This window comes from Rathayibacter sp. PhB179 (assembly GCF_004345345.1).
Classification (GTDB): domain Bacteria; phylum Actinomycetota; class Actinomycetes; order Actinomycetales; family Microbacteriaceae; genus Rathayibacter; species Rathayibacter festucae.
In genome coordinates this window covers 70,047-84,614 of sequence record NZ_SLVD01000014.1, presented here as the reverse complement: position 1 = coordinate 84,614, position 14,568 = coordinate 70,047, and the positions used below count along the sequence as shown (strand labels likewise).

Here is a 14,568-nt window from a genome sequence, read left to right as displayed (position 1 = left end):
GAGCGGCGCTTCCAGAGCAGGAAGAAGGTCTCCTGCACGACGTCCTCCGCCTGGTCGGCTTGGACGAGGAAGCTCCCCGCGGCCCGGTGGACCGCACGGCCGTGCATCCGGAAGAGAGCATCCAGCGCCGAAGGGTCGCCGCTGCGAAGACGATCCACCAGCGTCAGCTCAGCAGCACCGACCACCGACATCACCCCCCTCAGTAGTGAATGCCCTCAGAGCACGGTTTCGTCTCAGGCGTCACGGACGAACATCACCAGTCCCGCAATGCGCCTGTGAACGATCCCCTGATGAGACAGTGACCACCATGAGACTGAGGATTAGTCATAACAGATCCTCCGCCCGGCGGAAGTGTGACTGTAGAAGTCGGCGCACACTGATCACATGGAATCTGAGCGCCTCCGGCACTCTCCGGCAACCTCGCTCCCGAGAGTGCTCTTCCTCACCGTCCTAGCAATCATCAGCGCAGCCCTCCTACTCGGGCTCGCGACCCTGTTGAACGGAGCCGTGCGATCGGCCGTGCTCGTGGACACGCTGCCAACGGAGAACACCGTCTCCATCATCGAACTCAGCGCAGCGTGGGACACCATGCTTCTCGGGCTCGTGGTCAGCCTCGTCAGCGCAGCAGTAGGAGCAGGTCTTCTCGTCGCGAACCGGAGGCGACTCCGCGCTAGCTGAAACGGCCGATTGCGGCGCCTGCTGACGTCCGGAGCAGGATCCCCTTAGGGGACGGCCTCTAGCTTCCGGCGCCGCGGATCCCTCCCCACGTCTCTCCGAGCGTGGTCGAGTCCGGGCCGATGGTGTTGTCGTGCGCGTTGAGGAGCGCTGTTCGTTCTGCGTCCGTCGCGTTCACCTCATCTAGGAAGGCGAGAAGAGAGAACGGCAGCAGCTTCCACAGCTCCGCACGCAGCTTCAGTGCCGCCGGAGCGTGCTCGTGCAGTTGCGCGATCGGCTCGAGCTGCGGGTACCGATCACTGATCAACGCGACTTGCTCCCGGGTCAACGTGTACCGGCTGAGGAGAGAGCCGGCGAGTACCTCGTCGGCGGAATCCACGAGAGCGTTGATGCTCTCGTTCATCAGCTCGAGCGAGTCGTCGCCAGCGACGTGCCACCGCTGGTTGTGAGTTCCGTTGACCGCGATCCAATCAGCCGAGCGCCCCTCCGGCAGAGGAGGAACGTCCCCCGACCAGGCATGTCCATCAGTCATGTGCTCATTGTGGTGGAGCAGCAGGTGCCGACAAGAGCAGGCGCGTGGCGCCGACCCGATGCGCCGCTGAACGATCCCCATACGGGAGGGAAGGATGTCGCCACTCTGATCCTCGCGCCAATGACGGTTACGCCCGTCGCGTGTGCATCGTCAAGTGCTGGAAGGCCGCTCATCCCACACGCCAGCGTTGGGGGTGATCGTTTGAAGGAAGTCAGCACTGCCAGGCGCGGGACTGCCCGGATTCAAGACCAGTGTCGCCTCGTCTCGCAGCATCGGATCTCCCTCTGGATACGGGGCGCCATCGGTGCAGCTCGTCGGAGTCGAAACCACGTCGAGCACATCGCCGATAGCTGCGTCGCCGGCGAAGACTTCTGTGACGGTCGCTCGGTGAAGCGCTACTCGTTCGCCGTGCATGACCACGGTCACCGACGTGGATTCGAGCTCCGCCCTCACAACAATCTGCCTGTCCACCGCGGCGTCATTGACAGATTCGAATGGGACCCAGCTCACGCATGTGAGCTCATCGTTCTCCGCCGCGAACGCAGGTTCGGGGCCGGGTGCGCCGGTCGACGCGACGGGGGTTCAGCCCCGGGCGTAGAAGTGGACGCGCAGCCCGAGAAAGCGCAGACCAGCAAAAGTGCTCCTGCGACGTCGTGCAGGACTGGTGCTCTCATGGATCCCCTCAGACGTGGGGATCCCGGCAAGAACAGCTGAGAGACACCTCGACCAACACCGGGATGACCGATCGCCGACCTCTTCGAGGACGCCTCCCGCCGACCCATCCTCTTCTGGGACGAGACCCCCACCTGCTGAAGTGGGGCAGGTCAGAGGAGAGACCGAGGCCCTCTGAGCTGACCCCACCCGAACGAACTCTCCGCAATGAAGTCCTGGAGATCGCTCCGAACCGCGAGTACGAAGTCAGCGAGATTGACGCCGCGCTGCAACCCGCGGGCCGATCCCTCCTCGCCGAGGATCTCCCAGTGGACACGCACGTCGCCATCATCCAGACGCTCGCCGCTGCGGAGAGGACGCTCTGCACCGTCGATGAAGAGGCGTGTAAAGGAGACGCGTAGCGAGGCGAGTTCACGCTCGTTGAGCATCTCCTCGAAGACAGGGCTCAGCGCCTGACGAAGTTCAGCGTCGGTAATCACTGGTTCCCTCCACATCCGGCCTCAGCCTGTCAGTGGGACGAACGGATTGCGATGGTCGCGAAAAGACCTTCCAGCCCGACGAGGCGTCCGGTGCACCATCCCCAAACGGAACACCTCTACATCGTCAGATGCGCTCCGGGTCACCGGAACTACTGCGGCGCCAGTCGCGGCCGTCGACGCGATAGTCCATGTCGGCGGTCAGTCGTGCGAGGCTGCCACCGCCGGCTTCCCCCCTCTGCGCGGCTGTGGGTTTGATATCGATCGTCTTCGTGACGGTTTCTCCGGCAGGGACGTGAATGCCGTCCGGCAGAGCTTTGAGGGGATGCAGCTTGTCATCGAGTCGCAAGCGCGGAACGACGACGTCGTGCTTTGAGTGGTTGCGGATGTCGACATGGACACCCGTCAATATCTTGTTGGGGTCGTCCCCGAAACCAGCTCCTCCTCGGAGAGCGATGCTGACGTTGCGCGCTTCGGTGAGCTCGCTCGCCTCTCGTTCGATCCGTTCGCCCGCTTCCTTGTCGCGCGCCTCCGCGCGCGTCTGCTCCCGGTCGGCCTGGTCTGCGCGGAAGCTCTGGACAGCCCAGAGGAGCGCGAGGACGGTCGCGATCGACCCGAACCAGGTGCCGGTTGCCCCGACCCAATCGGCGGTCCACCGGCCGTCGATGACGGTAGCGAGACAGGCGCCCAGCGCGAGACCGCCCACCCCGAAGGTCAGGTTGGTGATGAGCGCATTTCGCCGTGACGTCATGTGTTCACGGTACTGACGGTCATCGCGGTGAGCGTCAGTGTCGGATCGACTCCGTGCGCCTGAGCCCCTCGCGCAGTGCTACTGGGATGTGGAGGGGCCCTCGCCGTCCCAGTGATAGGTGGCGTCTGCCGGGAACGGTCCGGAGTCGAGAAAATCAGTGGGGAGTGAGGCCGGCGCCCCCGGAATCTTCGGGACCCTCGCGTACCAGCGTGCTGCGGTCTCCTTGAACCGTGCGGTGAACCCCGCCGTGCGGCCGCAGCTCTCAACGAAGCGCACCACTCCGAAGGACGTCACGGCCTCCGCGAGCGAGAGCATCGCGGCCATCGCGTTCGGGTCGGGGAACGAGTAGGTGCGCCCACTGACTTCAACACTTGTCGTGAGCTCCAGGGAGGGCCACATCTTGCCGTGTGCCGATCCGGCCGACGCGCGCCAGAGCCGCTCCACGTGGGCCTTGTCTCCGACACTGGTGTTGTCCAGCGTTGTGCGGACGGTTTCGGCGGCGCTGGTGACCAGATTGAGGTAGCTGGGGGCGTGCAGCTTGATGCCCACTGGTTCGAAGACGTCGAGGATGGCCTGCCTTCTCGAGGTCAGCGCCGCCCTCACGTTCTGGTCGATGGCTGCTTTCTGTTGCTCGTTCCAGTCCTCGAGAACGAGGGAGAGGTGTCGCCGGGCCAGCTCTCGGGGATGGTCGGCGCTCATGATCCACACAGCCTGCGATGCTGATTCGAGGGCTGCGCGGGCGAGGGTCTGAGCGGGCCTGAGGGAGTGGTGCAGCTCGGCTTCTGGGTGCAGTTTCAGCGGAGCGACCAGGTCCGCCCACATCACGAGATGCTCAAGCGCCGCGGAGAGATAGGACCGGCACCAGCGCTCAGCTGATTCGAGGGGATAGAACCTGTCTACCTCGCCAAACCGGGACCGTGGTGTTGCTGCTTCCGTCTCAGCGAGGAGGTCCTGCAGGATCCGAGCCTTGTGCGCAATCTCGATCCACGGAGCAGACGTCTCCCGGTCGATCCGCATCCGGTTGTGAGCTGGATCCGGCTGCATCACGCCTACCTCTGCGATGGGATAGCCCAGCCCCGCTGGGGTCGGGCTGGGACCGCTGCACGACGAGTCGATCGGCGTCGTGCAGCATGGGAATCGTCCCCCATCGATGGGCGGAGGGGAAGTCAGCGCGAGGCGTGGATCTGACGCCAGGCCGTCTGTGGTGCTCGTTTCGATCTGCCCTGGGTCCCCTGCGGAACGATGTGGGGTTGGACTCGAATGAGTCAATGAGGTGAAGAGCAATCGAGTTCGGCTGCCGCCCACGAACGTCGAAACTGACGCGCTCGACCATCCCCTTACGGGACGAACCACATGCCCAGTGGGAGCCGACATGCGCGGTGAGCCGTCAGGACGTGCTCTGCGCCCCACTCACGGTCAGGAACCAAGCCGTGTCGCGATCGGCGTCAGTTGTAGCCACGCCAACGAGGTCGATCGGATCGGTGCCGAGGAATGCCGGGTCGATGTCGAGTGGTCCGTCGCCGCAATCGACGGTTTGGACAGTGGTCCTACCCGTCGTGACCGTGCCGGTCTTGGAGTCGGAGTCGAGCTGCAGTTCGACCGTGCCGTCCCCGAAGCATTCGAAGGTGATGGCGCTGGGCAGCTCTGGTTGGTCGAAGACGGCCTCCAGCCGATCCCCTTCCTGTCCAGCGCTCGAATCGGATGACAGCACAGCGAGGAAGGGACTACCCGCGTCAATGTCAACCTGACGGTCCGAGCGCCACTGAGTGATCTGCGCGCGATCAACGGGCTCCGGCGCGCACGCGGTCATGGCGCCCACCACGGCCAGCAGGAGCGTGAGTGCAACCGAGCGACGACTCATCTGCCCACCCTAGGTCTGGCCGGACGAGGCCGAGCGGCTCGTCGTCCCGACCGGCCGCCGGTGGCGCAGCCACTTGAACGGAGCCCGCAGGTAGCTACGACCGCAGCGAAGCGGAGGGAGCCGCCGAAGGCTTCACGGCAAATGAGGGTGTGAGCCCGTAGGGCGGCCGGCGCAGCCGGGCGACCTTCTGGCGGTGCTCCGTCGCCGCTGCGCGGGTGCGCACGCGCACGATCTAGGACGTCCCCGGTCAAGGTGTCTTCTGACGTGTGGCCGATATTCTCGCGTTGTGGATACGGATGAGGGCGCACGGCGAAAGGCGCTACTGCGTGAGCTTTCGGAAGTTGAGGACCGCGCGATGTGGAGCGCTCAGGGCCAGTTCGAGCAGGCAAAAGGCTGGCAGAAGTTCAATCTCTGGCTCGGGTCACTCTCGGCCGCATCCGCGGCCGTGTCAGGAGCTCTTGTTCTCGCGTCGTTCGGGCTGGACATCGTCGGCGGGGTGCTCGCTCTCTTCGCAGCGGCTGGGGGCGCGGTGATGACCGTCGTTAACGCGTCTCAGCGCGCAACCGCTGCGACCGCGGCGGCGAACGCCTACCTCGAGATTCAGAACGCCGCGCGTCGAGCCCGTCTAGTCGACGCACCGTGGGCGGACCTAGAGAAAAGCCGGGCCGTCCTGGAAGGTCTGACCGAGCGGATGGATGAGCAGAACCGGTCTGCCGAGCCAATCTCCCCGCGGGCTTACAAGAAGGCCGGGCACAACATCAAAGCCGGGGGGCAGACGACGAATCTCGAAGGGCTCGCCACCAATGCCTGAACGCACCATCGAGGACGCCTTCGAGGTCTTGCTATCGCGGAAAATTCCTACGGACGGTGAGCGGTCGGCCGCCGCGCGGCACCGCACCTCTATTGAGCAGTCCCTCTCGCAACTAGACAACTACAACATCCGGGAGACGGGGTCATTCCGTCATGGAACAGCGGTGCGCGGACACTCGGATGTCGACGTGCTCGTGAGCCTGGCGGGAGTTCGTCCCGCGAGCTCGGACACCGCGCTTGATCGCGTCAGGACCGCCCTCACACGGTCGTTTCCGCTGACACCAGTGCGTGTCAGCAGACCGGCTGTTGTTGTTGACTTCGCGGGCGGAAGCGAACGCTGGGAGGTGATTCCCGGCTATTACCAGCGTTCGAACGGCGATCACATCGTGTACAGCATTCCCGCTCCTGGTGGAGGGTGGATGGAGAGCGCACCGTCAGCGCATCTCGCGTACGTGACCGACGCGAACCGTTCGCCCTCCGGCGGCGCGAAGGGTCTCGCTCGCCTCATGAAGGCCTGGAAGTACGCCAACCCCAGCGTCAAGATCTCGTCGTTCTACCTCGAGATGCGGGCGGCGGAACGAATGGCACGCGAGTCGTCCTTCATTCCCTACCTCGATTTTGCGTACTTGGCCAAGAACCTCGCCAGCAGCGAGCTGCCCTCCCTGAACGACCCCACCGGAACCACGGGACGTATCCGCGCAGCATCAACCGACGCTCACCACGCACATGCAGTGACGACGCTCAGCGGTGACGCGAAGCGTATATGGGATGCCATCGCACTGGAGGAGGCCGGCAAACGCTCGTCAGCCTTCGCGAAACTCGACACCGTCTTCGCAGGAACCACCTTTCCCGCACAGTTCTACTGACCGACGCGGCTACCGAGTCGCCAGCTACATGTCCCGCCGGCGCTTCATCGTCGCTCCGCGCGCATGTCGTTCCTCCTGGAACGGGGTATCTGGGGACCTTTCATGCGTGCCCGTCAACTCCAGCTCGCAGCAGCTGCACGAAAGCCGACGTGCTCGTGATTAGCGCGTCGGCTTTCGTGCGTGTCGCAGGCCGTCGGACGTGAGAGCTTGCGGGGGTGGCGGGGGGTACCAACCGTCTACTGCGCAAGTCCGCGACGGGTGGAAACGAGGAGTGCTCCGCCAACGAGGGCGGCGATGCCGCTGACGAGGTAGAGCGACTGCACTCCGGAGGTGTCGACAAGCAGGCCTCCGATGGCGGCGCCGAGGGCGATCGCGAACTGGAAGGTGAAGACGAACAGGCCACCGGCTGCCTCGATCCGGTTCGGCTCGACCTGGGAGATCCAGGTCTGGGACATGGTCGGGTTGCCGCCGAAGCCGATGCCCCAGAGGGCGGCGGCGAGGAACACCAAGGCGACGGATCCCGTGGAGACGGAGAATCCGATGATCGACAGGCCGATCACGACGGGCACGGTGATCATCGCGGCGACGAGGCGCCGGTCGACGAAGAGGCCGGCGAGGAGGTTGCCGACCAGGCCGCCGATGCCGAAGACGGCGAGGAGGAGCGCGATCGCGCCGGGGGTCAGGCCGGGCACGCTCTCGGCCATGGTGCGGATGAAGGTGTAGCTGCCGAAGTGTCCGGCGACGAGGAGCGCGAGGCCGAGGAGTCCGACGATCATGACGCGGGAGCGGAGGGCGGCGAGAAGGGTGCGGACGCCGCCGACGGCCGCGGCCGGGATGGCGGGCATGGCGAGGAGGAAGACGACGAGAGCGATCGCGGTGGCGGCGGCGATGGCCCAGAAGACGGTACGCCAACCGGCGATCGAGCTGATCAGCGCACCGAGGGGCACGGCGGCGACGGTGGCGCCGGCGACGCCGATGTTGACGATCGCCATGGCGCGGCCGAGGTGCTTCGCTTCGACGAGATGTGAGGCGATCGCCAAGGCCATCGCCCACGTCCCCGCGATCGCGGCGCCCAGCACGAGGCGGGCGATGACGACCAGCCAGTAGACCGGGGCGACGGCGGTGAGAAGGTTCGAGAGCACCGCGAGTGCCAACAGGATCACGACGAGACGCTTGCGGTCCAGGCGGGGGAACAGAAGTGCCGTGCCGGGGCCTGCGATCATGCCGATGATGGCGGTGGCGGTGACGACCTGGCCGGCGACGCCCTCGGTGATCCCGAAGTCGCTCGCCATCAGCGGCAGGAGACTCGCCGGGAGGAACTCGCTCGTGACGAGGGTGAAGATCGCCAGCATGAGGACGACGACTCCCGGCCATCCCGACCTGGCTCGCGTCGGTGAGGACGCACCCGTCACTGCGGGGATAGATGCGGTGCTGGTCATGGAGTGCTCCTAGTAGTGAGGTGAGGCGCCGGAGGGCGCACAGAACCGACCCGATCGCGGATGCCGCGAAAAGGGGAAGGTGGGATGTTGTTCGCTGACGTTTCGGTCCGCGAGTAGCTCAGCGGCCTTCGTACTGCTCGTCGGTGATGTGCTCGCCCCAGCTCGTCGTCGTCGACGGGTCGTCGGCGCTTTCGAGGATTGCGAGGTGTTCCATGAACACTCCGGGGGCGCTGGCGTGCCAGTGCTCCTGTCCGGGGGGCGTGTAGAGCGTCTGGCCCGGGTGCACTTCGAGGATCTTGCCGTCGCGGGTGCCGAAGCGGGCGATGCCGGCGGTGACGTGGAGGTACTGGCCGCGGGCGTGGGAGTGCCAGGCGGTGCGGGCGCTGGGCGCGAAGCGGACGCGGGCGACGGTGGTGCGCTGGTCGTCGTCTTGGGGGGCGACGATGGGGTCGACCCAGACGTCGCCGGCGAACTGCTCGGGCGGGTTCTTGGAGGTCGTGGCGGCGGGTTCGATGTTCATCGGGAGTCCTTTCGGGCGGGTGGTGGTCAGTCGATGGGGTCGGCGCCGCTGAGGCGGAGCTCCTCGACGTCGAGACGGGTCTGGACGGTGCGGGCGACGGTGTCGTCGACGGCTCCTTCTCGGCGAAGGCGCAGAAGTACTTCGCGTTTGCGGTCCAGGAGCGCGAGCTTCGCGCGCACGTACTCCTCGTGCTGCTGACCGGGTGATGCCGGTGCCGCGAGGGCGGTCGGGGCGGGTGATGCCTCGAGGCCGTCCTGATCGGTTCCGGTCGCGCCGGGGAGGGCGCTGGCGTGCTCGGGTGCGCTGGTGGCGTCGGGGTCGGCGAGGGTGGCGTGCTCTTCGTAGTCGCGGTGGAGGCGTTCGCGGACCTTGTCGCTGACGCCGTGCTCGAGGGCGACGTCGTCGAGAGCGGCGAGGGCCGCCTGGGCGAGTTCCTGTTCGGCGAGGCGCAGCTCGTCGTCGGCGGAGGTGTCCTGGGGCAGGTGCGCCCAGCGCACGACGCGCGGCAGGAGGGGACCTTGCACGAGCAGGGTGAGCAGGATGACGCCGGCGGTGACGAAGACGATGTCGTCGCGGTCGGGGAACGGGTCGCCGGAGGCGAGCGTCGCGGGGACGGAGAGCGCGATCGCGAGGGACACCGCTCCGCGGAACCCGCCGACGGCGCTGACGACGCGAGCGCGGTAGCTCATCCTCCGTGCCTTCTGGGTAGGGCGGCGGTCCAGGAGGCGGATGAGGGCGACGGAGGTGCTCTGGAACAGGAACCGCACGAGCAACAGCACGAGCCAGACGGCGATGCTGACGAGGATCAGCCAACCGATGCGGCCGGCGTCGATCTCGCGCAGGAGCCTGGGGACCTGCAGGCCGACGAGGACGAAGAGGGCGCCGTTGAGAAGGAAGGTGCCCAGCGGCCAGGCGGATTCGGTCTGGCGGCGGGAGGCGGCGGTGCTGATGCGGGCGGAGGTGAAGGAGACGATGAGGCCGGCGACGACGACCGCGAGCACCCCGGAGGCTCCGATCGTCTCGGCGAGCAGGAACGCGGCGAACGGGGTGAGCAGCAGGCCGACGTTGATCAGCAGCGCGTCCCGCATGCGCCGCAGGACGAGGAACGCGAGGCCCGCGACGGCGGCGCCGGCCGCGATGCCGCCGACGTACGAGAGCAGGACGAGCCCGGTGATATCCAGCGGGGTGTAGCTGCCGCCGACGGCCGCGCCGACCGCGATCGAGTACAGGACGAGCGCGGTGCCGTCGTTGGTGAGGCTCTCGGCCTTGAGCAGCATGAAGTTGCGGCGCGGAAGCATCCGGCCCAGAGCCGCGACGGCGGTCGCATCCGGCGGGGCGACGGCGGCGCCGAGGATGAGCGCGGCGGCCCACGACAGGCCCATCGCGTGCGCGACGCCGGCGGCGGCGAAAGCTGTGGCGACGACGAGGAGGGTGCTCATGATCACGATGCCGCGGAAGTCGCGCTTGATCGAGCGCAGCGAGCTGGTCAGGCTCTCCCAGAACAGCAGGACGGGCAGGAACAGCAGCAGTACCGTCTCCGGCGGCAGCTCCACCTCGTGCAGCGCCGGCACGAACCCCAGCAGCAGGCCGAGCACGAGGAGCACGAGGGGGGCGGCGACGCGCAGTCGCGGGGCGAGCAGTGCTCCGATGAGGACGGTCACGCCCAGCAGGACGGTGAGTTCCAGGCCTTCCACGGCTTGTCTCCTGACGGGTTGAGGGCGGTGGCTACCAGGTGGAGGCGACGGTGCGGGCGATGATCCACCCGTCACCGTCCGGAACGAAGGTGCTGCGCAGCTGCAGACGCCAGGTACTGTGCGCACCCCAGATCGTCGCTTCGGTGAGGGTTCGCACGGTGAGCACCGGGTCGCTCTCGCTGCCGGTGAGGACGGAATCGACCAAGTCGACGGCGTGGTAGCTCATCCGGTCGGTGTCGACGTCGGAGAGCCAGTCGGCCTTGGACTGCACGAACCCCGTCATGTGGGTGAGGGTGAACTGCGGCGCGAGGAGCGCATCGAGCGCGGTCACGTCGGCGAGGACCATCGCGTCGAACTCCTCCGACTGCAGTGCGAGGAGCGCGGTGGTGAGGGCGGCGGGCAGATCCGACCGGCTCATCGGACGCTCTCCGGCTGGACCGCGAGAGGCGCCGTGGCCGCGCGCCGGTCCGCGAGGGTGCTGGGGACGACGAGGGCGAGGGTCGTGACGAGGGAGAGCAGCAGCAGTCCAGTGCCGGCGGTCAGGGCGAGCGACGTCTCGGCGGTGACGCTCGCGGTGGTCTCGACGCCGGAGTCGGGGGCGGCGAGGGTGGCGACGGCGACGAGGATGCCCAGGCCCACGGACGTGCCGAGCTGGTGGAACGTGTTCACCACTCCCGACGCGGCTCCCACGTCCTCGGCGGTGGTGCCGGCGATGCCGAAGGTGGTCATCGGAGCGAACGCGAGACCCTGGCCTGCGCCGATGAAGAGCATGGGCGCGGCGACCGCGGCCAGGTAGCCGCTGTCGGGGGTGATGCGGGTGAGCCAGAGCATCCCGGCGAGGGTGAGGACGATGCCGGCGACGAGCAGGACCGTGTTCCCGATCCGGTCGGACAGGCGCGGGATAAGCAGGGCGACGGCGAAGTTGACGAGCGTCATCGGCAGGAACGCCAGGCCCGCCTGCAGCGGGCTGAAACCGAGAGCGCCCTGGAGGTACTGGGTGGTGAAGTAGAAGAACCCGATCATCGCGCCGAGGTAGAGGAACCGGGTGAGGTAGGCGCCGGTGCGCTGACGGCTCGCGAACAGGTGCAGCGGCATGATCGGCTGCGCGGCCCGCGACTCCGCGACCACGAAGGTGACGAGCAGCGCCACGGCGAGGGCGAAGGAGACGAGGGTGGTCGCGTCGGTCCAGCCGTTCTCGGAGCCGTGCAGGATCGCGAAGACGAGTCCGCCGACGCCGAGGGTGGCGGTGATGGCGCCGGGGAGGTCGAAGCGTCCGGGCCGGGTGGCGGTCTCGGGGAGGAACTTCGGGGCGAGGGCGATCATGGCGATGCCGATGGGGACGTTGACGAAGAAGCCAGCGCGCCAGGAGATCCAGGAGGCGAGCGCGCCGCCGATGACCATGCCCAGGCTTGCGCCGATGCCGGCGGTGGCGGCGTAGGCGGCGACGGCGCGGGCGCGCTCGCGGCCCTCGAAGCTCGCGGTGAGCAGCGACAGCGCGGACGGGGCGACGATCGCGGCGCCGATGCCCTGGATCGCGCGGGAGCCGATCAGCCACCACCCAGCGGGGGCGAAGGCGATGAGGAGGGAGGCGATCGAGAAGACGACGAGGCCGAAGATGAACACGCGCTTGCGGCCGAGGAGATCGCCGGCCCGGGCGCCGAGCAGCAGCAGGCCGCCGAAGACGAGGGTGTAGGCGTCCTGCACCCAGGCGAGCTCAGCGGGGGCGAGGCCCAGGTCGGCCTCGAGGCTGGGCAGCGCGGTGAAGATGACCGAGTTGTCGAGCAGGATCATGAAGTAGCTGACGAGGATGATCGTCAGGATCGCGCCCTTGTGGGGCGCGGTCCGAGGCTCGGTGGTCGCGGGTGTCGATGTCATTGGTGGTTGTCCTTCCCGCATCCATGCAAGCGCTGCGGCTGCATCGGCGGCAGTGACCGGTGTCCCAGGTACTGCCAGTGCACCCCTTCTGCCGCGGGAGAGGTCAGGCGGGATCGACGCGCAAGGTCGTGCTGGTGGCGAGGTCGCTGGTGATCGCGCGCACGGCGGAGCCGCTGCCGTACTTGCGGCGGTAGGCCTCGTCGATACGGTCATCGACGGTGTCGTCGCGGGCGAAGACGACGTCCTTCGCCACGCCTCCGGCCTCGATGCGGCCCTCGCCGCGGACTTGGGTGCCGCGGAACCAGCTCGCGTCGGGTCCGTTCACGGAGCGGACGTAGATCGAGTCGTCGACGCGGACCTGCCAGATGATGACGAGTCGGCGCAGGGTGCCGTCGGTGCGGCGGCCGGCGATGCGCAGCTCTCCGGCGTCGCCGACGCGGTGCAGCTCGTCTGCGGTCCAGGCGGTCATGGTGCTTCTCCTAGTTCGAGGGATCGGTGGCGACCTCGGCCGCGGCCGCCTGCTCGCTTTCGCGGGTCGCCGCGAGGCTCGCGAGCATGCGCAGGCCATCGGCGGAGGGGGTGCCGGGGCGGGCGGTGTAGGCGAGGAGGGTGAGGTCGGTGTCGGAGTCGAGGGTCATCGCCTCGTAGTCGAGGTCGAGGTCGCCGACGAGCGCGTGGTGGATCTTCTTCGTGCCGGTGCGGTGGAAGCGCACGTCGTGCTTCGCCCAGCTGGTGCGGAACACGTCACTGCGGGTGGAGAGCTCACCGACGAGGTTGGACAGCTCCCGGTCGTAGGGGTTTCGGCCGGCAGCGGAGCGCAGGATCGCGACGATGTCCTCCGCGGACTTCTCCCACTGCGGGAAGAAGTCGCGCGAGCGCACGTCCAGGAACACGAACCGAGCCGTGTTCGGCGGCCCATAGGGACTGGCGATCATGTCCGCGTAGAGCGCGCGGCCGAGCGCGTTGGTCGCGAGGAGGTCGTGGCGGTTGTTGCGCACCCAGGCGGGCGCGTCGGTGATCGCGTCGAGCAGCCGCTGCACGCTCGCGGACACCTGAGTGGTCGCGGCGGCGCGGCGCTTCGCGGGCGCGAGGTTCGCGGCGCGCGCGAGGTCGAACAGGTGCGCCCGCTCCGCGTCATCGAGCTGCAGGGCGCGGGCGAGGGCGTCGAGGACGCTTTCGGAGACGCCGCTGAGGTTTCCGCGCTCGAGGCGGTTGTAGTAGTCGACGCTGACGCCAGCGAGCATCGCGACCTCTTCGCGGCGCAGCCCCTCGACGCGGCGGTTGCCGCCGTATACGGGCAGTCCGGCCTTCTCGGGCGTGATTCGGGCGCGACGGGTGGTGAGGAACTCGCGGACTTCGCTCTGCATGGTCATGGCGCCGGCTTTCAGGCTTCGGGGATGGAGAAATTGAAGAACGCGGGGTGCTCCTCGTCCGGATCGGGTCCGCTGCGCACGCCGGTGTCGAGGGAATCGATGCGCGCGAGCTCGTCGTCCGGGAGCTCGAAGTCGAAGACGTCGAAGTTCGCCGCAATCCGCTCGGGGTTCGTCGACTTGGGGATCGCGGAGCGGCCCTGCTGCAGGTGCCAGCGGAGCATCACCTGCGCCGGGCTCTTGCCGTGCTCGGCCGCGATCGCGCCGATCGTCTCGTCGTCCATGACGCTGCGGCGTTCGTCCCCGTAGCCGGGGTAGAACGTGATGCCGCCGATCGGCGACCACGCCTGCGTGAGGATCCCGCGCTCGGCGTGCTCGCGGCGGAGGTCGGGCTGCGCGAAGTACGGGTGCAGCTCGACCTGGTTGACGGCGGGGATGACGTCGACCTCGGCGAGGAGGCGCGCCAGGTGCGCGGGCGTGAAGTTGCTGACGCCGATCGCGCGCACGCCGCCGTCCGCGAGGAGCTTCTCCAGCGCCCGGTAGGCGGCGACGGTGGTGTCGAAGCGGGACGGGACGGGCTGGTGCAGGATCAGCAGGTCGAGCTGCTCGACGCCGAGCTTGCCGGTGGCCTTCTCGAACGCGTGCAGGGTCTCGTCGTAGCCGTAGTCGGTGACCCAGACCTTCGTCTCGACGAACACCTCCGAGCGGTCCAGGCCCGAGCGGCGCAGGCCCTCGCCGACCTCGCGCTCGTTGCCGTACGCGGCGGCGGTGTCGATGTGGCGGTAGCCGGCCTCGAGGGCGGACTGCACGGCGGCGGTCGTCTCCTCGGGCGCGCTCTGGAAGACGCCCAGGCCGAGTGCGGGGAGGGTGACGCCGTTGTTGAGGGTGAGCTGGATCGTCATGCGAGCCACGCTACGACTGCCCGGAGGAGGGAGGGAGGGGCTGGCATTACATGGAACAGCAGAACCTCCCGCGCCCGCGAGGAGCGCGGTTGCATGGGTGCAGGCCACCGAGACGACGTCCGACG

Annotated in this window: 16 protein-coding genes and 1 pseudogene; 3 read left to right on the top strand and 14 right to left on the bottom strand. The window is 67.8% G+C overall.

Annotated features, from left to right (window positions below):
* The first annotated feature begins 384 nt into the window (after positions 1–384).
* On the top strand, positions 385–678 hold the full coding sequence (locus tag EDF43_RS21320) for a hypothetical protein (protein WP_132438374.1): 294 nt from the start codon (positions 385–387) through the stop codon (positions 676–678).
* A gap of 58 nt (positions 679–736) precedes the next feature.
* Here EDF43_RS21320 and EDF43_RS21315 read toward each other — a convergent pair whose 3' ends face one another.
* The 6 genes from EDF43_RS21315 to EDF43_RS21290 all read right to left on the bottom strand — a co-directional run bounded on the left by EDF43_RS21315 (position 737) and on the right by EDF43_RS21290 (position 4,967).
* The gene (locus tag EDF43_RS21315) at positions 737–1,078 is read right to left on the bottom strand and encodes a hypothetical protein (RefSeq protein ID WP_132438375.1); all 342 of its coding nucleotides are present in this window, start codon (positions 1,076–1,078) and stop codon (positions 737–739) included.
* Positions 1,079–1,357: 279 nt separating this feature from the next.
* Positions 1,358–1,678: a hypothetical protein gene (locus EDF43_RS21310; RefSeq protein ID WP_132438376.1), complete on the bottom strand. Its 321-nt coding sequence runs from the start codon at positions 1,676–1,678 to the stop codon at positions 1,358–1,360.
* Positions 1,679–2,031: 353 nt separating this feature from the next.
* Positions 2,032–2,358: a hypothetical protein gene (locus EDF43_RS21305; RefSeq protein WP_132438377.1), complete on the bottom strand. Its 327-nt coding sequence runs from the start codon at positions 2,356–2,358 to the stop codon at positions 2,032–2,034.
* Between the two features lie 124 nt (positions 2,359–2,482).
* Entirely contained in the window at positions 2,483–3,106 is a 624-nt protein-coding gene (locus EDF43_RS21300) for a hypothetical protein (RefSeq protein ID WP_132438378.1), read from the bottom strand.
* A gap of 78 nt (positions 3,107–3,184) precedes the next feature.
* On the bottom strand, positions 3,185–4,153 hold the full coding sequence (locus tag EDF43_RS21295; RefSeq protein WP_165909225.1) for a hypothetical protein: 969 nt from the start codon (positions 4,151–4,153) through the stop codon (positions 3,185–3,187).
* A 340-nt stretch (positions 4,154–4,493) separates the two neighbouring features.
* Entirely contained in the window at positions 4,494–4,967 is a 474-nt protein-coding gene (locus EDF43_RS21290) for a hypothetical protein (protein WP_132438380.1), read from the bottom strand.
* Positions 4,968–5,253: 286 nt separating this feature from the next.
* On the opposite strand from EDF43_RS21290, the gene EDF43_RS21285 reads away from it, so the two are divergent.
* Positions 5,254–5,778: an SLATT domain-containing protein gene (locus EDF43_RS21285; protein ID WP_207901906.1), complete on the top strand. Its 525-nt coding sequence runs from the start codon at positions 5,254–5,256 to the stop codon at positions 5,776–5,778.
* Entirely contained in the window at positions 5,771–6,643 is an 873-nt protein-coding gene (locus EDF43_RS21280) for a nucleotidyltransferase (RefSeq protein ID WP_132438381.1), read from the top strand. The genes EDF43_RS21285 and EDF43_RS21280 overlap by 8 nt, the downstream gene beginning before the upstream one ends.
* Before the next feature lie 236 nt (positions 6,644–6,879).
* Here EDF43_RS21280 and EDF43_RS21275 read toward each other — a convergent pair whose 3' ends face one another.
* The 8 genes and pseudogenes from EDF43_RS21275 to EDF43_RS21240 form a co-directional block, all read right to left on the bottom strand.
* Positions 6,880–8,082, bottom strand: a complete 1,203-nt coding sequence (locus EDF43_RS21275; RefSeq protein ID WP_132438382.1) for an MFS transporter — start codon at positions 8,080–8,082, stop codon at positions 6,880–6,882.
* 118 nt (positions 8,083–8,200) lie between these two features.
* A complete protein-coding gene (locus tag EDF43_RS21270; protein ID WP_132438383.1) occupies positions 8,201–8,602 on the bottom strand; it encodes a cupin domain-containing protein in 402 nt (133 codons plus the stop codon).
* A gap of 26 nt (positions 8,603–8,628) precedes the next feature.
* Positions 8,629–10,296, bottom strand: a complete 1,668-nt coding sequence (locus EDF43_RS21265; RefSeq protein ID WP_132438384.1) for a Na+/H+ antiporter — start codon at positions 10,294–10,296, stop codon at positions 8,629–8,631.
* Between the two features lie 31 nt (positions 10,297–10,327).
* Positions 10,328–10,714 (bottom strand): nuclear transport factor 2 family protein, encoded by a 387-nt coding sequence (locus EDF43_RS21260; RefSeq protein ID WP_132438385.1) that lies wholly within the window; start codon positions 10,712–10,714, stop codon positions 10,328–10,330.
* Positions 10,711–12,171, bottom strand: coding sequence for an MFS transporter (locus tag EDF43_RS21255; RefSeq protein ID WP_132438386.1), 1,461 nt, complete (start codon positions 12,169–12,171; stop codon positions 10,711–10,713). The genes EDF43_RS21260 and EDF43_RS21255 overlap by 4 nt, the downstream gene beginning before the upstream one ends.
* A gap of 103 nt (positions 12,172–12,274) precedes the next feature.
* Positions 12,275–12,640, bottom strand: a complete 366-nt coding sequence (locus EDF43_RS21250; RefSeq protein WP_132438387.1) for a DUF2255 family protein — start codon at positions 12,638–12,640, stop codon at positions 12,275–12,277.
* A gap of 10 nt (positions 12,641–12,650) precedes the next feature.
* Positions 12,651–13,631, bottom strand: a pseudogene (locus EDF43_RS21245) (helix-turn-helix transcriptional regulator); the annotation flags it as partial.
* Positions 13,556–14,443 (bottom strand): aldo/keto reductase, encoded by an 888-nt coding sequence (locus EDF43_RS21240; protein ID WP_132438389.1) that lies wholly within the window; start codon positions 14,441–14,443, stop codon positions 13,556–13,558. The pseudogene EDF43_RS21245 and the gene EDF43_RS21240, both read right to left, overlap by 76 nt.
* Positions 14,444–14,568: the final 125 nt, after the last annotated feature.